This is a genomic window from Lacinutrix sp. C3R15 (assembly GCF_018860825.1).
Classification (GTDB): Bacteria; Bacteroidota; Bacteroidia; order Flavobacteriales; family Flavobacteriaceae; genus Oceanihabitans.
This window is the reverse complement of the sequence record NZ_JAHKPZ010000012.1, coordinates 162,133-180,451: the sequence shown is the minus strand read 5'-3', so window position 1 is coordinate 180,451 and position 18,319 is coordinate 162,133. Positions and strand designations below refer to the sequence as shown.

Sequence of the window (18,319 nt, the reverse complement as noted above, 5' to 3'; positions counted from 1 at the left end):
AAAAACAGACGGTTAAGTTTAGTATCATTTTATATTAAATAATAAAGCTCACTACATGAGAACAAACAATATTAAAGTAAAAAATTTAATTATATCTGTATATTTTATACTTATAGTATTAGCAATTATATCTGCCGTAATGTTTAGAATGTTTAGTACTATAAGTAATGACCCTATAGTAGTATTCTTAATTATAGCAATTAGCTTTGCAATTCTTTTTTTTCTTGTACATTTTATTGCAAAATATTTTGAATATGATAGTGATGGTATGAAGGTGGTAATTACCAATAAAGGGTTGTTGCTATCCGATAGATTTAATTATAGAGAGCATACTGTAGAGTTTAAAAAAGAAAATTTAAAAGGCTTTAAGTATAATAAATATGTAGTGTACACAAGTTTAGTCTTGCTAATTCAAGATACAAATGGAGCCTCTAGAAAAGTAAGATTTAATGTTACACTAGTTTCTAAAAAGAAACGAAAATACATTAAACAATCTTTAAATAAAATGATTAAAAACAATAGAAACCTAGCGATTTCATGATAGAAGAAAATGACGATTTGGTAAATGAGCAAAACGAAAATCTAGAACCTCAAGAAACCATTACTAGAGTTACAGGAATGTACAAAGAGTGGTTTTTAGATTACGCATCTTATGTAATTTTAGAGCGTGCTGTTCCTGCTATTGAAGATGGTTTTAAACCTGTACAACGTAGAATCATGCATTCTATGAAAGATCTTGATGATGGTCGTTACAACAAAGTAGCAAACATTGTTGGGCATACCATGCAATACCATCCGCATGGTGACGCTAGTATTGCAGACGCAATGGTGCAAATTGGTCAAAAAGACCTACTAATTGACACGCAAGGAAACTGGGGAAATATTTTAACAGGTGATAGAGCTGCAGCATCTAGATATATTGAAGCACGTATTTCTAAATTTGGGCTAGACGTTGTTTATAATCCAAAAATTACAGAATGGCAAGCTTCTTATGATGGTAGACGTAAAGAACCTGTAAACCTTCCGGTAATGTTTCCGTTGCTTTTAGCACAAGGAGGTGAAGGTATTGCTGTAGGATTATCTACAAAAATATTACCACATAATTTTATAGAGCTAATAGATGCATCTATAAAACATTTACAAGGAAAAAGATTTACCATTCTTCCAGATTTTCCTACTGCAGGAATTGCAGATATTACCAATTATAATGATGGTTTAAGAGGAGGAAAAGTACGTGTTCGTGCTAAAATTTCGCAGTATGATAAAAATACTTTAGTAATTACAGAAATTCCTTATGGTACAAATACATCTTCTTTAATAGATTCTATTTTAAAAGCCAATGACAAAGGAAAAATTAAAATTAAAAAAATTGAAGATAATACTGCTGCAGAAGTAGAGATTTTGGTGCATTTACCAGCAGGTATTTCGCCAGATAAAACTATTGATGCCTTGTATGCATTTACAAATTGCGAAACATCTATTTCGCCTTTAGGTTGTGTCATTGAAAACAATAAACCTTATTTTGTTGGTGTAACCGAAATGTTGCGTCGTAGTACAGATAATACTGTACAACTATTAAAACAAGAATTAGAAATTAAACTTGGCGAGTTTCAAGAACAATGGCATTTTGCTTCGTTAGAAAGAATTTTTATAGAAAACAGAATCTACCGTGATATTGAAGAAGAAGAAACCTGGGAAGGTGTAATACAAGCCATAGATCAAGGACTTCAACCACATATAAAACATTTAAAACGTGAAATTACAGTTGAAGATATTACGCGTTTAACCGAAATACGAATTAAACGTATTTCTAAATTTGATATTGATAAAGCACAACAAAAAATTGATGCTTTAGAAGAACAAATAGCAGAAGTAAGACATCATTTAGCAAACCTTATAGAGTATGCAATTGCCTATTTTACAAGATTAAAAAAAGAATATGGCGAAGGCAGAGAACGCAAAACAGAAATTAGAGTTTTTGATGATGTAGATGCTACAAAAGTAGTTATACGCAACACAAAATTATATGTAAATAGAGAAGAAGGTTTTATTGGTACTTCTTTAAAAAGAGACGAATATGTTTGTGATTGTAGTGATATAGATGACATTATTGTTTTTACCAAAACAGGTAAAATGATGGTTACAAAAGTAGATAGCAAAACCTTTATTGGTAAAGATATTATACACGTTGCTATTTTTAAAAAGAAAGACAAACGTACCATTTATAACATGGTTTATCGCGATGGTAAAGGCGGACCATCTTATGTAAAACGTTTTGCTGTAACAAGTATGACCAGAGATCGAGAATACGATTTAACTAATGGAAATAAAGGATCGCAACTTTGGTATTTTTCTGCAAACCCAAATGGTGAAGCAGAAGTAGTTACCATCCTGCTTCGTCAAGTAGGAAGCATAAAAAAATTAAAATGGGACTTAGATTTTTCAGATGTATTAATAAAAGGACGTGCATCTAAAGGAAATGTAGTAACCAAACACGCTATAAAAAGAATTGAATTAAAAGAAAAAGGAGTTTCTACTTTAAAACCACGCAAAATTTGGTTTGATGATACTGTACAACGTCTTAATGTAGATGGAAGAGGAGAGTTAATTGGCGAGTTTAGAGGAGAAGATAGACTGCTTATAATTACACAATCTGGAATTGTAAAAACCATACTGCCAGAAATTACAGCTCATTTTGACCAAGATATGATTGTGCTGGAAAAATGGATACCTAAAAAACCTATTTCAGCAATTTATTTTGATGGCGAAAAAGAACGTTATTACGTAAAACGTTTTTTAATTGAAACCGAAGGTAAAGAAGAAGCCTTTATTTCAGACCATGCAAAATCGCAATTAGAAATTGTTTCTACAGATTGGAAACCAATGGCAGAAGTAGAGTTTACTAAAGAAAGAGGAAAAGATCGTAAAGATAATTTAGTCGTTAATTTAGAAGAATTTATTGCTATTAAAGGTATTACTGCTCTAGGAAACCAATTAACAAAAGATAAAATAAACCAAATAAGTTTATTAGACCCTTTGCCTTATGAAGCTCCAGAAGAAACTCCTGCAGATGAAATTGAAGTAGTAGAAGAAGAAAATGTTTCTCAAGAAGCGTCAAAACCTACTAAAGAAGAAATACCTGCTAAAGAAGATTCTAAATCTGTTGAAAACAAAAAAGTAGCGACTAAAAAGGAAGAAGCTAAAGACGAAACCAAGAAAGCAGAAAATAAAGAAGTTAAAGAAAAAGCTTCAAAACCTAAAACAGATTCTAATAAAAAAACAGAAAACAATAAGGAAGATGATACCGATTTTCCTATAGATGACGAAGGACAGATTACCTTGTTTTAATATCATTTCAAGAATAATCTAGAAGTCTTCATATTTATAAAATGTGTTTATATAAAATTAGTTGCGTGTTTGCTACATCAGATTTTTTTATAAAAAATCCTTTACAGGCAAACACGCAACTTTTTTATTAGTACTAAATCGTAATTATTTTTTGTAAAGTATTGTGAGTTCGTTTTTTTTATTCTGGCTTATAAACTTCTAATTCTATTTCAATCATAAATTCAGGTATAGCCAATTCTTTTACACCAAGCCAAGAACCAGTCGGGAATTTTTTGGTATATATTTCTGCTCTATATGCGGCGTTTTCAAGAAACAATGGCATATTGGTTGTAAAAATGTCTTCTTTCACTACATCATCAAATGTGCAATTATAGTGCTTCAGTATTTTTTCTAAATCTGCATAACAGTTTTTCATTTGTTGTCCTAAATCTCCAATAGCTGTCGGGTTTCCTTCATCATCCATACTAACAGCACCAGAAATTTTAATATCATTTCCAATTTTCACAGCGTGAGAATATCTATAAGCTTTTTCCACTTCAGGTCTTAACAGAAAATATTCAGGCTTTTCAGATGCAACAATTACTTCTTTTTCCACTTCTTTCGTTTCTTCCTTTTGTTTTTGTTCACAACTCTGTAATGCAAAAGTCAATGTAAAAATTGTTGCGAGTAAGGTTAATTGGTTGGTTGTTTTTTTCATAATTCTGATTATTTAGCGCCTACTTTGGTCGGTTTTTGGCTATCCCGTTTTATTATGAAGTGACGTTTTTAGTATGACGAAAAACACTTAGTTACATTTAGTTTTATTTCTTTTTAGTAATTCTATAATTAATAAACTCTACCATTAAAGAAAAAGCAATAGCAAAATACAGATATCCTTTAGGTATTGCACCAACTGTTTTTCCAAATATATTGGTGTGTGATAGGTGAGCAGCTTCTGTAATTAACATAAAGCCAATTAAAATTAAAAAAGATAAACCTAATACTTGCATACTTGGGTGTGCATCTATAAACTTACGTATTGGGTTTGCAAACCCAATCATAATACCAATAGAAATTACAACAGCAATAATCATTAAAATAAGATTGTAAAAATGGTTTTCATGCAAGCCATTAGTCATACCAACAGCAGTTAAAATAGAATCGATAGAAAAAATAAAATCGATAATCACAATTTGCACAATGGCTTGTGACAATGTTGTGATTTTTTTACTTTTAATAGCATTTTCATCATGATCAGGAGTTTCTACTTTTTCTCTAATTTCAGAAGTACTTTTATAAATTAAAAACAAACCTCCAGCAAATAATATTATACTTTGCCAACTTACAGCAATTTGTAACCAGGTACTTTCAAAATTAAAAAAGGGTTTACTTAAACCAACTAAAAACGAAACAAAGAATAATAATATTATACGTTGCACCATGGCAAGTAATAAGCCAATATTGGTTGCTTTGCCACGTTGGTTTTCGGGTAGTTTGTTTGCTGCAATAGATATAAATACAATATTATCTATACCTAAAATAATTTCTAAAAAAGTTAAAGTAAGTAGTGCAAAAATGGCGTCACTGGAAAGTAGAAAGTCTAACATAGTATTCTATTTAATGGTGTTACTTATTTTAAAACCTCAAGCAGTTTCAGGGTTTCATTTGTATATAATAAGTGTGGTTATTTATTAATAATCAAAAAACCTTTTATTAGTATAAATATACATTTTATTTATAAGTTATTGCTTTACAGCAACCTTGATAAATTACATAGTTTATTTAATGGTGCTTTACAGCCTGGTAAATGTATTTAATTATATTTTTTTTACAGTTGTAATGTATTACTGTAATTGGTCAAATACATATTTATTTTCATATTTTTTTAATTCCGATTTAAACTGTCATTTTGAGTTTGTAACTGGTTAATTTGGTTTTTCAATTCTGTTTGATTTCCGCAACTTGTAATTAAAATCAATAGTAGAAAAATTTGGATTTTATTCATTCAGTTTTGGGTTTGGTTAAATTAAGCACAACTACTTTTTAAAAGCAGTTCCTTTTTGTTTTAGTTTTTCACCAACATAAGAGTACTCAAACGTGTATGAAGAATCTGTTGTTGTTAATATTTTTAAATGCACATCTTTATGCGCAGCCATACTTTTAGGGTTAATGGTTTTAAAAATCATTTCACAATCATTTATCCAGCGTACTTGTGTAGAGTCTGTTTTGCCATTATAAACTTCTACCTGAAAATCATTTGTTCTTGTAAAGTTTGAAGTGTAAACTTTATTATCTATAGTTACTTCGCTATAAAAAGTACCTGTTTTAAAATTAGTACAATCTCTTTCTACTTGGTAACAATTTGAAAAAGTTAATAGGATCAAGGCAAATAGAAAATATCTCATTAAAAATGTTTTATACAAAATTACTAATCTTTTGTATTCTGTTACCTCAGTTTTAAGAAAAATAATACAGAATATAATGAAAATGCCAATTGCCTTAGAATTGAATATTTAAAAAAAGAAAAGAGATAACGCTTAATTCTCAAAATTTTGAAAACTACCATCACTGTAAAAAATTACAATTCGTTCTATTTTTTTGTCTGATGAAGAAATGGAAGAAATTGCAGAAGAAGGTAAAGGAGGTGTTTCTTCATTTTCCTTTTTTGAAGGAAGTGTTTTATTTTCTATTGCTACTTCTTTTTTTACTTTTTCAATTTCTTTAACTTTTGTTTCGTTTTTATTTTCATTCGGAAAAATTCCTTTTCCATTCATTAACCAATATAATTCTACTTCTGGAAAATGGGAGAGTACCTTCATTACAAAATCTAAACTTGGTTTATTTCTGCCAGAAAGAATATGTGAAATAGTAGAGCGTTGTACTCCTACTTTTTCAGCAAAAGAAGAGGCGCTTTCTCCATAATAATCTATGATTTTTTGAAGTCTTTTTGAAAATGCATCAGTGTTTATCATTGTAAACAAATTGGTTTCTTGTTATAGCGTTACAAATGTAAACAATATTTCTTTAACCTAATAGTGTTATTCTAATATACTTAAATTTAGTTAATTAATTACTTGATATAAACACTATTAAAATACTGAAAACAAGTAAATTAGGTTTTATTTCTTTAATTTGTTAAAATTTTACCACTAATTTGCTGTTTACTTTTGTAGAAGCCGGTATTGTTGTTTAACAATGTAAACCTAAAAATTCTTTTTTCATGTTTACAAATGTAAATTATCAATTGTTTACCTTTGTAATCAATTATAAAACTCATGCAAATAGAATTCTTAAAAACGTTGTTTACAAAACATAAAGAAGAGGCGCTTTATCATAGGTATATTCACTTAAAAGACATAGCTCCTTTATTAAAAAAATTAGAATCAGAATGTGATGTTTCTGTTATAGGAAAGTCTGTTCTTAATCAAGATATTCATACAATAACTATTGGTAATGGACCAAAAAAGATATTGATGTGGTCTCAAATGCACGGAAATGAAAGTACTACTACAAAGGCAGTATTTGATCTTTTAAACCTCTTAATAAGCCAAAATGAAGTGTCTAATGCTATATTAAACACTTGTACAATAAAGATTATTCCTATTTTAAATCCAGATGGCGCTAAAGCGTATACACGTATAAATGCAAATGAGGTAGATTTAAATAGAGATGCACAAAATCTTACACAACCAGAAAGTATTGTGCTTAAAGACTGTTTTGAGCGTTTTAAACCTCATTTTTGTTATAATCTACATGGTCAACGTACTATTTTTAGTGCAGGAAATACTAGTAATTTAGCTACGGTTTCCTTTTTAGCTCCTGCGCAAGATCCAGATTGTTTAATTACAGACAATAGAAAGCGAGCTATGGAGTTAATAGCAGTAATGAATGCTAATTTGCAACAACAGATACCAAATCAAGTGGGTATTTATGATGATGCTTTTAATATTAACTGTGTTGGTGATACGTTTCAAACATATAATGTGCCAACGGTTCTTTTTGAAGCAGGTCACTATAGTAATGATTATGCAAGAGAAGTGGTTAGGGAGTATATATTTCAATCCTTAGTAGTTTCTTTAAATTACATAGCTAATAATACTGTTTCTGGAGATGCATATGCTTCTTATTTGCATATTCCAGAAAATCAAAAGCTTTTTTATGATGTTATTATAAAGAATGCCAGAGTAGTAGAGCAAGGTGAGTTGGTAGATATTACTGTGCAATATCAGGAGCGATTACAGGGAGAAAGTGTTGTTTTTGTTCCTAAAATTGAAAAAATCACAAAGGCCAACTCTTTTTATGCACATAAAAGCTATGATGCTAAAGGTTCTTTGGTGTTCACTATTGATAATGAGATTGTATTTGAGGGTTACGAAAACGATTTAGTAATTCTGAATAATGAAAAATTATCATTAAAATTAATAGAATCTTAATATTTAGTATATAAAAATCAATAAAAATGTATTATTTTTGATTAAAATATAATATTATTAGAAAAATGGCGAAGTTTAAATTAGACGAAATTGATCATCAGATATTAGATATGTTGATTGAAAATACAAGAGTTCCTTTTACAGATATAGCAAAAAAATTATTGATTTCTGCAGGAACTGTTCATGTTAGAGTTAAAAAAATGGAAGATGCAGGGATTATTAAAGGGTCTTCTTTAACTTTAGATTATAAAAAATTAGGGTATTCATTTATTGCGTATGTTGGAGTGTTTTTAAAAAACACATCACAAACTAAATTTGTGTTAGAAAGAATAAATGAAATATCTAATGTTACTGTGGCTCATATTACTACAGGCAAATTTAATATTTTTTGTAAGATTAGAGCTAAAAACACAGAGCACGCAAAAGATATTATATTTAGACTAGATGATATTGAAGGTATTTACAGAACAGAAACAATGATATCTTTAGAAGAGAGTATTAACGATAAAAAGCGTTTAATGCATTCTATTTTTAGCGAATTATAAAAACAAAAACAACAAAACAGAAGCCCTTTTCTTTGTAAAGGGCTTTTTTTATTTCTTAAAATGAAAACAGTAGATATTAGTGCGTTAGAGTATAACGAATATTATAAAACATATATTAATAAAGTTGGAGATTTAAGCTTGTTAGAAGGTTTAAGTGAAGGTTTAGTAGATGCGCTTCGTTTTTTTAATAGTTTGCCAGAAGATAAAATGATGTATGCTTATGCAGAAGGAAAGTGGACTATTAAAGAGGTGATACAGCATATGATAGATACAGAACGTGTTTTTGCTTATCGTGCATTGCGTTTTTCTAGAAACGATAAAACAGAATTACCAGGTTTTGATGAAAATGCGTATACCTTGTCTAGTGTTGCTAATAGAAGAACTAAAGAGGCGCTTATTGAAGAGTTTACTCACGTAAGAGAGTCAACAATAAGTCTATTTAAAAGTTTTACCAATCAAATGCTTTTGCAGAGCGGTAAAGCAAGTGGAGGAGATATGTCTGTTAGAGCTATAGGTTTTATTGTAATTGGTCATGTAAAACACCATAGTCAAGTGGTTGAAGAAAGGTATTTGTAATTACTCCTCTTCATCAAAAACAATATGTCCAGAATTATTTAACAGAAAATCATCATTACTATCAAAATTAGTCATGGTGTAATGTAATTTACTACTTACTTTTACTAAGTAAACAGCTTCTTCTGTTTTAACTTCAACAGCTTCAATGGTTTCATTTTTGTGGTTGTCAAAAACAATAATGTCTTTGTCTCCATAGCCATCAGGAAACTTTTTTGTCAATAACTCCAGGAGTTCTGGTGTTAGTTTTTTGTAATCTACAATTAATCTTTGCATAACTAGAGTATTTAAGTTAATAAATCAATAGTATTTCTTTAACAAGCGATTTAAAGTTACAAAATTTTTAAGTTAATAAATTAAGATGCGTAAAATTTAAAAGCCTCAATTATTAGTTCATTAGAAACTTTACAGTCTAGTACAGGCTTTCCTATGTCTTCAAGAAGTACAAAGTGAATGTTTCCATGTTCGTTCTTTTTGTCGTAAATAAGTAATTCTATAATAGGGTTGTAGTCTTCTTCTTTAAAAGTAACTCTGTTAAAAGTGTCTAGAATTGTAGATTTAATTTCTTGGTTAGTTGTTTCGTTAAGTCCTGTAAGTTTGGTAGAGATATAACTAGCTAAAATCATACCTACAGCAATAGCTTCGCCATGTAGTAAGGGTTTTTTGTCTTCATTGCTTAAAAAATAAGATTCTATAGCGTGTCCTAAGGTGTGTCCGTAATTTAAGGTTTTTCTAATATTTTCTTCATAAGGATCTTGCGCTACAATGTTCTTTTTTATAAGAATAGATTCATAAATTAACACGTCTAAATCTTCTGTTGTAAGCTTGGAAAGGTCTAAAAATTTATTCCAATAGGTTTTATTAGAGATTAAGCCGTGTTTAAGCATTTCTGCTAGGCCTGAACGCATTTGGTTTTCTGGTAACGTGCTTAAAAAAGCAGTGTCTATCAGTACCATTTCAGCTGTGTTTATAACACCTATCTGGTTTTTTAAATGTCCTAGATCTATTCCTGTTTTTCCGCCAATTGAAGCGTCTACCATTGCTAGTAGTGAAGTGGGAATGTTAATAAATCTAATGCCGCGTTTAAAGGTAGAAGCAACAAAGCCACCTAAGTCTGTAATTACACCACCACCAATATTAATAATAAGGCTTTTTCTGTCTGCTCCATGCTCAGATAGTGCTTCCCAAAGACCTAAGCATATGTCTAGGTTTTTATTTTCTTCGCCAGATTCAATTTCTAATATATCATAACTAATCTCAGATTCTATATTGGCTAAAACAAAAGGAATACAGTCTGCGTTAGTATTTTCATCTACTATAAAGAATATTTTAGAATAGTTAGCTGTGTTTAAGTTTTCATTTAGAGCTTTATAAGCGTCTTTATTGAAATAAATACTGTAATCTTGGGTGTTAATAGGTGTCATTAATAATGTAATTATTTTAGGGTAAAAATAAGGAGAAATTAATCAAATATGATAGACTTGAATTATATTTGTTCAATAATTTATTATTGTTATGCATTCAGATAAAATTTTTGAAAATACAGAAATTGCTTTTGCGTTAAAAAATGACTCTCAATTAGAGCGAGCTTATTTTTTGTTTAAAATGATTTCTAACGAACCCTTGGTTCGTATTGGTACAGCTGCTACCAATTTTGCTTTAAAAGCTAATTTACCAATAGAAGGCTTAATACGTTCTACTGTTTTTGATCATTTTTGCGGAGGTGTAAGTGAAGATGATTGCTTGTATGTTATAGAAAACATGTATACAAAAGGAGTGAGTTCTGTGTTAGATTATTCTGTTGAAGGAAAAGAGAATGAAACCGAATTTGATGCTGCAATGCACAAAATATTAAAGATTTTAAATTTTGCAGATGAAAAAGAGAGCATGCCAATTGTGGTTTTTAAACCAACAGGTTTTGGTAGGTTTTATTTGTATCAAAAATTAGGCGAAGGAAAAATGCTAACTGAAACAGAGCAGGAAGAGTGGAATAGAGTGGTTGCTAGGTTTGATACGGTGTGTAAAGCAGCCAAAGAAAAAGATGTTGTTGTTTTAATTGATGGTGAAGAAAGCTGGATGCAAGATGCTGCAGATGCTTTGGTTACGCAAATGATGCAATTGTATAATACAGAAAAACCTATTGTGTATAATACTTTGCAAATGTATAGGCATGATAGAATGGCTTTTTTGAAAAAAGAAGCAGCTTTAGCCAAAGCGAATAATTATTTTCTTGGTTATAAATTGGTTCGTGGTGCTTATATGGAGAAAGAAAATGAAAGAGCAGAAAAATATGGCTATACTTCACCTATTTGTGTTAGTAAACAAGCAACAGATGAGAATTTTAATGAAGCTGTAGCGTATATGCTAGATCATATTGATTCTATGTCTGTTTTTGTAGGTACGCATAATGAGGATAGTAGTTATTTGGTTATGGATTTAATGAAAGAAAAAAACATAGTTAATAATGATGCTAGGGTTTGGTTTGGTCAACTTTACGGAATGAGTGATCATATAAGTTATAATTTAGCGCATTATGGATATAATGTTGCAAAGTATATACCTTTTGGTCCTGTAAAAGATGTGATGCCTTATTTAATTCGTAGAGCAGAAGAAAATACTTCTGTAGCAGGACAAACAGGTAGAGAGTTAACTTTGTTGAAAAAAGAAAAACAACGTAGAAAATCACAAAGGTAAGAGTGGTTTTTGTTCTTTTGTTAAGTTGAATCTTTACTTTGTCTGATTAGTATTAATGCGCTTAAAACTAAATATTTAATTTGGTTAATATATTGTGTTTAAAAAGAATGTTTTATAAATACCAATATCAATAAATGTTTAAAAAAGCTGATTGATATTATTTAAAGAATAAAAAAAAATCCCGAAATTTTCGGGATTTTTTTGCTTTAGTATGCTACTTGTTTTTCTTGAATTTCCACCATTTTTTCTTGATTGGGTTTTTACCATAACCATAGGTGTAGCTTCCAGATTTTTTATGGTCTACTGCATTTAGTAGTATTGCCATATTAGGTAAGCGTTTTTCTGAGTACATGGTTTGTGCTATATGTAGTTGGCGTTTGTCTATATAATTAGCTCTTACTACGTAAACAAACATGTCTGCATATTTACTAATAAGTAAGGTGTCTGTAACTAGACCAACAGCAGCTGTATCTACAATAATGTAGTCGTATTTATTTTTAACTGCTTCAAAAAGCTCACCTACACGATCATTCATTAGTAATTCTGAAGGGTTAGGAGGTACTACTCCTGCTGAAATTACTTCTAAAAAAGGGTTGTCTTCTATTTGAGTTGTTACCTCTTTAGCGGTAAGTTTTTCGTTACCAATGTAGTTAGTGATGCCTTTATCGTTTTTAATTTTTAAGTAATTAGTAGCTTTAGGTACTCTGATATCTGTTTCTATTAAAAGTACTTTCTTTTCTGAATAAGAAAGAGAAGAAGCTAGATTTATTGAAGTGTGTGATTTTCCTTCTTGATTTGTGGTAGAAGTAACAAATATAATTTTAGCTCTATCTGTAATACCTTGAAGCATAAAATCTATATTGGTTCTTACCATTCTAAAGGCTTCTGCTTTAGCAGAGTAATCTACTTTTTCAATTAGTTTTTTACGATTGTTAGATTTTGGTATATCTCCTAAATACGGTACGTCTATATTCTTTTTAATATCTTTTATTGTGTGTACTTTAGAGTCTAGTAATTGAAATAAGTATATTAAACCAATTGGTAAGCTAGCTCCTAAAATAAGAGCAGATAAATATACTATTGGTTTTATTGGAGAAACTGGTTTTTCACTAGCGTAACCATTGTCTACAATTTTGGCGTTAGGAGAGGAGATACCATGAGAAATAGCGGCTTCTTCACGTTTTTGAAGCAGATATAAGTATAGTGATTCTTTTATGTTTTGCTGTCTTTGCGTATCTCTAAACTGTCTTTGTTTTGTTGGCGTGGTGTAAATTTGACCACTAATTTTATTCGCTTTTTCGTTTAACGCGCTTAAAGTAATTTCATTAGAAGATTTAATGTTGTTTAAATTTTGATTTAAATTTCCTTTTAACTCATTAATTTGGTTGGTTAAATTTACAACGGTTGGATTTTTTTCACTAGAGTGTTTTAAAAGCCTGTTTCTTTCTATGACTAGATCGTTGTGTCTTCTAGTAATTTCACTAATAGAATTTTCTGCAATACCTATGTTTGCAGGTAAAAGATCTGAAGATTCACTGTTTTCATCCACAAAATCTTTCATATATTCTATAAGTTGAATTTGATTGCTTGTATTTATTATTTGTGCTTCATTGTCTCTTTCGTTTTGTAAAAAGATGTTAGATTGTGTTGCAATATCTGTTAGTCTGTTTCTTTTTTGAACAGTTTCTGCAGTTAAATCTACTTGGCCTAATTCTCTGGAGACAATTTCAAGTCTGCTATTAATAAAATCTGAAGTAATCTCTACTACTTGTTGTTTGTCTTTAACAACGTCTCTGTTGTAAACTTCAATTAGTTTGCTTAAAAATAAAGAAGCTTTATCTTTGTTGTTGTCTGATATAGAAAGTTTAATAATGCTAGAGTATTCTTTGGTTTCAATACGTAAATTGCCTTTATAGTTTCCTGTTATTTTGCTAATAGGAGAGATTTCTATAGTTATATTTGATCCAATTTTAGTAGCATATTGATCTAGGTTTGGTGTTATAATAATATCTCCAAATCCTGTTTTTATTGGTTGTCCAAAACTATGAAGCACACCTTGGTCTTCAATGTTTTGATCTTTAGATTTCCATATTTTTTCGCTTTCGGTTATGCCTTTTAGTAAAAATTGTGTTTTAGAGTGTATTTTTACATTTAAAATAGTATCGGCTTGAAAAAGTATGGAGTCTGGTGCGCTAAAGTTTAGGTTTAGTGGAGGATTAACGTATACTTCGTGTTTTTGTATTCTTCCTTCAACATAATATTGAATATTAAATTTTAGCTCTTTAACTACTTGTTCTATTAGCTCTCTTGAGCCAACAATTTCAGCTTCGTCTAAAACGTTGTTTAGGTCTTTTTTGAACAAGCCGTAGTTTTGTAAAGAAGAAAGTTCTGGTAGTTTTGTGCTTTGTCTTTCGTCTTTAATTTGTATTGTAGCACTAGCTTTGTATTGGTATGTAGCGTATCTTAAATATAAATGAGCTAAAGCTATTGCAGCTATAACACAAAGAAGGACTAGTTTCCATTTTCCTAAATACGGATCTACTAAGTCTCTAAAATGCTCTTTTTGATTTGCAGCGTTATTATTCATTAGTAAGGTTATTAATTTACAATTATTGCGGTAAGTGAGACTAATACAGCGAGTGCTGAAATTACCACTGCTGTGTTTTGGTTGTATGTAGAAGAGCGTATTCTAGCTTTGTTTGGTGAAACGTAGATAACGTCATCCTGCGTTAAATAATAACTTTGGTTATTTACTACAGAAATAGAGGTTAAATCAAATTTTGCGTATTTTTTTTGTCCGTTATTGTCTCTAATAAGTAAAACGTTGTCTCTTCTGCCGTGAATGGTTAAGTCTCCTGCATAACCTAAGGCTTCAGAAAGAGATATTTTTTCGTCTTCTAAAACAAATGTTCCAGGATTACGTACTTCACCAAGTATAGTAACGGTAAAGTTTATTAGTCTAATATTTACAATTGGGTCTTTTAGGTATTCTTTTAATCTTTCTTTAATTAATTCTGTGGCTTCGGTTCTGCCTAAACCTCCAACTTTAAGTTGTCCAAGAACAGGAAATTCAATGTTTCCAAATTTGTCTACTAAATAGGTTTGCATTTTGGTGCTTCCTTGTGTTACAATAGCAGATTGTCCTTCAGAAATTGTAGGTAAATTAAAAGGTCTAGCGGCTTCAGGATCTATTGAAGATACAATGATAGAGAGTTTGTCATTGGTTTTGTAGATGATGTCTGTGTTAAAATCTACTTCTTCATAGTTTTCAAGTGGTTCGTCTTGAAAGTAAGCAACGTCTTGTCTTGTGGCGCATGATGCAAATAATAAAAAAGCAATACAGGTAGCAAGCAAGTTGCGTTTTGGTTGGTTAAAAAGTGGTTTCATGATTAATAGCGTTTTTTTTGTAAGTTTATTTTATGTTTAAAACATCATATTTAGTGTTGTTAGGGTTGTATTCTGGTACTATGTCTTTTATTAAAGAAACGATTTCAATATTTGAGGATGTGGAGTCGTGCATTAATAATTTTTTTATTTTATCTAGTTGTTCTTTGGTTACTTCTTTACATTTTGCAATCATTATTTTTTCGTTATAGGTAGGTTTTGTGTTTTCGCCATCTATTAATAGTTCTTCAAATATTTTTTCTCCAGGTCTTAATCCTATTATTTTTATATCAATATCTTCTGGGTAATTTAATCCAGAAAGTGCTATCATATTTTTAGCTAAGTCTATTATTTTAATAGGTTTTCCCATGTCGAAAACAAATATTTCTTCACCCAATCCCATGGCTGCTGCTTCTAGAACTAATTGGCTGGCTTCAGGAATTGTCATAAAATAACGAATGATGTCTTTGTGCGTTACAGTTAATGGTCCTCCTGTTTCTATTTGTTTTTTAAATAACGGAATTACAGAGCCGTTAGACCCTAGTACGTTGCCAAATCTTGTAATGATAAATTTTGTTTTTCCTTTTACAATTTTTTTCTGGCAGAATATGCTTATTTCTGCAATTCGTTTTGTGGCACCCATTACATTTGTTGGGTTTACGGCCTTGTCTGTTGAAATTAGTATAAACTTATCTGCTCCATGTTTCATGGCTAATTCTGCAACATTATATGTGCCAAAAACATTTACGCTAACTGCTTCGAATGGGTTTTTTTCCATTAAAGGAACATGTTTATATGCGGCTGCGTGAAATATGATTTGTGGTTTATAGATGTTAAAAATTTGATCTAATCGTTGTTTATTTCTTACGTCTGCAACAATGGTTTCAGTGTTGGTAATCTTATTTCTTTTAAGTTCTTGCTGTAAATCATATAAAGCAGATTCAGAATTATCAATAATTATTAATTTTTTAAATTTAAAATGACTTAGTTTTCTTACCAATTCGCTACCTATAGATCCTGCTGCTCCTGTTACTAAAAGTACTTTGTTGTTGTATTCGTCTATTAGTAAAGGGTTGTCAATACGTATTGGTTCTCTGCCTAAAAGATCTTCTATTTTAATGTCTTTTATTTGTCCTATGCTTAAGTCTCCATCAATCCAATGTTGTACGTCTGGTACAATTTTTACTTTTAAGTTTAGCGCAAAAAAGGACCCAGAAATCTCTAGTAGTCTATTAGAGTTAATGCTTTGAATAGAGATGATTACTTCGTCTATTTTGTTTTTTTCTACAAATTCCTTGTCTATTTTTTTAGGATTATAAACATTTAGCATGTTTATTTTTTTTCCAATTTTCCCTTCTTTATCGTCTAAGAATCCAAAAACTTTAATATTGTTTTTTGCATCGTTTGTAATAGCGTCATAGGTAATCATTCCTGAGTTTCCTGCTCCGTAAATAAGAACTGTTTTTAATTTGTCAAAATCATGAAACAGACTTCTGTACATAGATTTTATAAAAAACTTTGTTCCAATTAAAAAGAAGATATTTAATAATAAATGAATGTAAATAATAGATCCAGGAATATCAAAAACACTATCAAAATTATATTTTCTGCTGATATAGGTTGAAATAATTAAAATAGTAGCTAAAATATTTAAACCAATTACAACATTTACAACATCTTTAACACCTGTAAATCTTACAACGCCTTTATGTGAGTTTACAATAAGAAAGCTGATAATTGTAGCAACAAATACAAATGGTAACTGTTTTAAGAAGTTGTAAAAATTAAAATCTATTTCAAAATTAAATCTAATTATATAGGCAATAAAGAAGGTGAAAATTACAATACAAGAATCAAACAAAAGCACAAGCCATTTGGATGCGTATTTTTCTGTTAGTTTTCTTAATATGTCATTATAATTCATCAAAGTATGATATAATTAATTTTGTTATTCTATTTAAATCGGTTTCGGTAAGGCTTGATCCGCTTGGTAAGCAAAGTCCTTTCTTGAATAAATTTTCAGAAACTTGGTTTAAGTAAGCAGGAGTATCTTTGTATAAGGGTTGTAGATGCATTGGTTTCCAGGATGGTCTTGCTTCTATATTGTTGTCATTTAGTAGTTTAAGTAAATTGTCTCGTGTTTGTTTTGTGTTAAGTAAAACACAGGTTAACCATCTGTTAGACGTGTAGCCTTTAGGCTCTTTTAAAAAACGTATGGCTTTAATATTTTTTAAGTGTTTGTAATAGTGGTTGTAGTTTCTTCTTCTAAGTGCTACGTGATGGTCTAGTGCTTTTATTTGTCCTCTACCAATTCCGGCAATAATGTTAGACATTCTGTAGTTGTACCCAATGGTGTTGTGTGTGTATGCTATTCCGTCTTCTTTTGCTTGTGTTGCTAAAAAAATGGCTTTTTTCTTTAAGGTTTCGGTTTTGCATATTAAAGCGCCACCACCAGATGTGGTTATTATTTTATTTCCGTTAAACGAAAGCACAGAAAAATCGCCAAAAGTACCACATTTTTGTCCGTTAACCTCACTACCAAATGCTTCTGCACTATCTTCTATAACAGGAATACTGTATTTATTAGATATGGCATGTATTTGTTTTACGTTATATGGCATTCCGTATAGATTAATGGTTATAATTGCTTTTGGTTTTTTTCCTTTACTAATTCTGTCTTTTATTGTTTTTTCTAATAAAACAGGACATATATTCCATGTTTGTTCTTCGCTATCTACTAAAATAGGAGTTGCTCCTAAATATGTCACAGGGTTTACAGATGCTACAAACGTTTTTGTTTGGCATATAACTTCATCTCCTTGTTTAACACCTAAAAGTATTAATGCAAGATGTATTGCTGCTGTTCCTGAGCTTAAAACTGCAGCGTAACTATTTTGTTGTAGATATGTTTCTATATCGTTTTCAAAACCGTTTACGTTTGGTCCTAAGGGTGCAATCCAATTTAATTTAAATGCTTCTGTTATGAATTCCTGTTCGTGTCCACTCATATGTGGTGGAGATAACCAGATTTTAGAATTCAGTTTAGATTCATTAATAGCCATATAAATATTATTGTTTTTAAAGTATAAATCAAAAAAATACGACAAAAAACCCATTTAAACGTTCTTTGATTTTAAATATTAAAGGTATTAAGTTTTATCTAGATTTATGTATGCTTTTTGCTTATTTAATTTATATGGCTATAATATGTTTTTGTAACTGTTTTTTGGTTAATCAGTATGTTAAAAGGATGAGTGTTGTAACTATCTGTCACTGTTATTGTTAAATATACAAAAATATAAGATTATAGCTACGTTGTTTTTTGTTTTAATAGTGTATTAGGTTAGGATATGTACTTAATAA

General features: G+C 30.1%; 16 protein-coding genes. 6 read left to right on the top strand and 10 right to left on the bottom strand.

The genetic code is table 11. The annotated features are described in order from the left end of the window. The first annotated feature begins 55 nt into the window (after nucleotides 1-55). Nucleotides 56-541: a hypothetical protein gene (locus KO494_RS03745; protein WP_215966261.1), complete on the top strand. Its 486-nt coding sequence runs from the start codon at nucleotides 56-58 to the stop codon at nucleotides 539-541. Further along, the gene (locus KO494_RS03740) at nucleotides 538-3,348 is read left to right on the top strand and encodes a DNA gyrase/topoisomerase IV subunit A (RefSeq protein ID WP_215966260.1); all 2,811 of its coding nucleotides are present in this window, start codon (nucleotides 538-540) and stop codon (nucleotides 3,346-3,348) included. Before KO494_RS03745 ends, KO494_RS03740 begins: the two co-directional genes overlap by 4 nt. Before the next feature lie 178 nt (nucleotides 3,349-3,526). Here the strand turns inward: KO494_RS03740 and KO494_RS03735 are convergent, their stop codons facing one another. The 4 genes from KO494_RS03735 to KO494_RS03720 all read right to left on the bottom strand — a co-directional run bounded on the left by KO494_RS03735 (nucleotide 3,527) and on the right by KO494_RS03720 (nucleotide 6,299). After that, nucleotides 3,527-4,045, bottom strand: a complete 519-nt coding sequence (locus tag KO494_RS03735; protein WP_215966259.1) for a RidA family protein — start codon at nucleotides 4,043-4,045, stop codon at nucleotides 3,527-3,529. Nucleotides 4,046-4,148: 103 nt separating this feature from the next. Further along, nucleotides 4,149-4,934, bottom strand: coding sequence for a TerC family protein (locus KO494_RS03730; RefSeq protein ID WP_215966258.1), 786 nt, complete (start codon nucleotides 4,932-4,934; stop codon nucleotides 4,149-4,151). A gap of 429 nt (nucleotides 4,935-5,363) precedes the next feature. Next, complete coding sequence (locus KO494_RS03725) at nucleotides 5,364-5,732, bottom strand: DNA topoisomerase IV (RefSeq protein ID WP_215966257.1); 369 nt, start codon at nucleotides 5,730-5,732, stop codon at nucleotides 5,364-5,366. Between the two features lie 132 nt (nucleotides 5,733-5,864). Then, complete coding sequence (locus KO494_RS03720) at nucleotides 5,865-6,299, bottom strand: helix-turn-helix transcriptional regulator (protein ID WP_215966256.1); 435 nt, start codon at nucleotides 6,297-6,299, stop codon at nucleotides 5,865-5,867. A 303-nt stretch (nucleotides 6,300-6,602) separates the two neighbouring features. Here KO494_RS03720 and KO494_RS03715 point away from each other — a divergent pair, with 303 nt between their 5' ends. The 3 genes from KO494_RS03715 to KO494_RS03705 all read left to right on the top strand — a co-directional run bounded on the left by KO494_RS03715 (nucleotide 6,603) and on the right by KO494_RS03705 (nucleotide 8,881). Then, a complete protein-coding gene (locus KO494_RS03715; protein ID WP_215966255.1) occupies nucleotides 6,603-7,760 on the top strand; it encodes a M14 family zinc carboxypeptidase in 1,158 nt (385 codons plus the stop codon). Nucleotides 7,761-7,825: 65 nt separating this feature from the next. Next, nucleotides 7,826-8,305, top strand: a complete 480-nt coding sequence (locus KO494_RS03710; RefSeq protein WP_215966254.1) for an Lrp/AsnC family transcriptional regulator — start codon at nucleotides 7,826-7,828, stop codon at nucleotides 8,303-8,305. A gap of 60 nt (nucleotides 8,306-8,365) precedes the next feature. Continuing rightward, nucleotides 8,366-8,881: a DinB family protein gene (locus KO494_RS03705; protein WP_215966253.1), complete on the top strand. Its 516-nt coding sequence runs from the start codon at nucleotides 8,366-8,368 to the stop codon at nucleotides 8,879-8,881. Here KO494_RS03705 and KO494_RS03700 read toward each other — a convergent pair whose 3' ends face one another. After that, nucleotides 8,882-9,154: a hypothetical protein gene (locus KO494_RS03700; protein ID WP_215966252.1), complete on the bottom strand. Its 273-nt coding sequence runs from the start codon at nucleotides 9,152-9,154 to the stop codon at nucleotides 8,882-8,884. Nucleotides 9,155-9,234: 80 nt separating this feature from the next. Then, nucleotides 9,235-10,302, bottom strand: a complete 1,068-nt coding sequence (gene aroB, locus KO494_RS03695) for a 3-dehydroquinate synthase (RefSeq protein ID WP_215966251.1) — start codon at nucleotides 10,300-10,302, stop codon at nucleotides 9,235-9,237. A gap of 91 nt (nucleotides 10,303-10,393) precedes the next feature. On the opposite strand from aroB, the gene KO494_RS03690 reads away from it, so the two are divergent. Then, complete coding sequence (locus KO494_RS03690; RefSeq protein WP_215966250.1) at nucleotides 10,394-11,572, top strand: proline dehydrogenase family protein; 1,179 nt, start codon at nucleotides 10,394-10,396, stop codon at nucleotides 11,570-11,572. A 214-nt stretch (nucleotides 11,573-11,786) separates the two neighbouring features. Here the strand turns inward: KO494_RS03690 and KO494_RS03685 are convergent, their stop codons facing one another. From KO494_RS03685 to KO494_RS03670, 4 genes are read right to left on the bottom strand one after another with little or no spacing between them, the layout of a single operon-like run. Further along, the gene (locus KO494_RS03685; protein WP_215966249.1) at nucleotides 11,787-14,159 is read right to left on the bottom strand and encodes a polysaccharide biosynthesis tyrosine autokinase; all 2,373 of its coding nucleotides are present in this window, start codon (nucleotides 14,157-14,159) and stop codon (nucleotides 11,787-11,789) included. A gap of 11 nt (nucleotides 14,160-14,170) precedes the next feature. Continuing rightward, nucleotides 14,171-14,959: a polysaccharide biosynthesis/export family protein gene (locus KO494_RS03680; RefSeq protein WP_215966248.1), complete on the bottom strand. Its 789-nt coding sequence runs from the start codon at nucleotides 14,957-14,959 to the stop codon at nucleotides 14,171-14,173. Between the two features lie 25 nt (nucleotides 14,960-14,984). Next, nucleotides 14,985-16,880: a nucleoside-diphosphate sugar epimerase/dehydratase gene (locus KO494_RS03675; RefSeq protein WP_215966247.1), complete on the bottom strand. Its 1,896-nt coding sequence runs from the start codon at nucleotides 16,878-16,880 to the stop codon at nucleotides 14,985-14,987. Beyond that, entirely contained in the window at nucleotides 16,870-18,018 is a 1,149-nt protein-coding gene (locus KO494_RS03670; protein WP_215966246.1) for an aminotransferase class I/II-fold pyridoxal phosphate-dependent enzyme, read from the bottom strand. Before KO494_RS03670 ends, KO494_RS03675 begins: the two co-directional genes overlap by 11 nt. Between the last annotated feature and the right edge of the window lie 301 nt (nucleotides 18,019-18,319).

Bases quoted from the DNA above. Each gene is read 5' to 3' on its own strand.
- KO494_RS03685 (WP_215966249.1), bottom strand. From the start codon at position 14,159: ATGAATAATAACGCTGCAAATCAAAAAGAGCATTTTAGAGACTTAGTA.
- KO494_RS03690 (WP_215966250.1), top strand. From the start codon at position 10,394: ATGCATTCAGATAAAATTTTTGAAAATACAGAAATTGCTTTTGCGTTA.
- KO494_RS03725 (WP_215966257.1), bottom strand. From the start codon at position 5,732: ATGAGATATTTTCTATTTGCCTTGATCCTATTAACTTTTTCAAATTGT.
- KO494_RS03730 (WP_215966258.1), bottom strand. From the start codon at position 4,934: ATGTTAGACTTTCTACTTTCCAGTGACGCCATTTTTGCACTACTTACT.
- KO494_RS03670 (WP_215966246.1), bottom strand. From the start codon at position 18,018: ATGGCTATTAATGAATCTAAACTGAATTCTAAAATCTGGTTATCTCCA.
- KO494_RS03740 (WP_215966260.1), top strand. From the start codon at position 538: ATGATAGAAGAAAATGACGATTTGGTAAATGAGCAAAACGAAAATCTA.
- KO494_RS03705 (WP_215966253.1), top strand. From the start codon at position 8,366: ATGAAAACAGTAGATATTAGTGCGTTAGAGTATAACGAATATTATAAA.
- KO494_RS03700 (WP_215966252.1), bottom strand. From the start codon at position 9,154: ATGCAAAGATTAATTGTAGATTACAAAAAACTAACACCAGAACTCCTG.
- KO494_RS03720 (WP_215966256.1), bottom strand. From the start codon at position 6,299: ATGATAAACACTGATGCATTTTCAAAAAGACTTCAAAAAATCATAGAT.
- KO494_RS03745 (WP_215966261.1), top strand. From the start codon at position 56: ATGAGAACAAACAATATTAAAGTAAAAAATTTAATTATATCTGTATAT.
- KO494_RS03715 (WP_215966255.1), top strand. From the start codon at position 6,603: ATGCAAATAGAATTCTTAAAAACGTTGTTTACAAAACATAAAGAAGAG.
- KO494_RS03675 (WP_215966247.1), bottom strand. From the start codon at position 16,880: ATGAATTATAATGACATATTAAGAAAACTAACAGAAAAATACGCATCC.
- KO494_RS03680 (WP_215966248.1), bottom strand. From the start codon at position 14,959: ATGAAACCACTTTTTAACCAACCAAAACGCAACTTGCTTGCTACCTGT.
- aroB (WP_215966251.1), bottom strand. From the start codon at position 10,302: ATGACACCTATTAACACCCAAGATTACAGTATTTATTTCAATAAAGAC.
- KO494_RS03735 (WP_215966259.1), bottom strand. From the start codon at position 4,045: ATGAAAAAAACAACCAACCAATTAACCTTACTCGCAACAATTTTTACA.
- KO494_RS03710 (WP_215966254.1), top strand. From the start codon at position 7,826: ATGGCGAAGTTTAAATTAGACGAAATTGATCATCAGATATTAGATATG.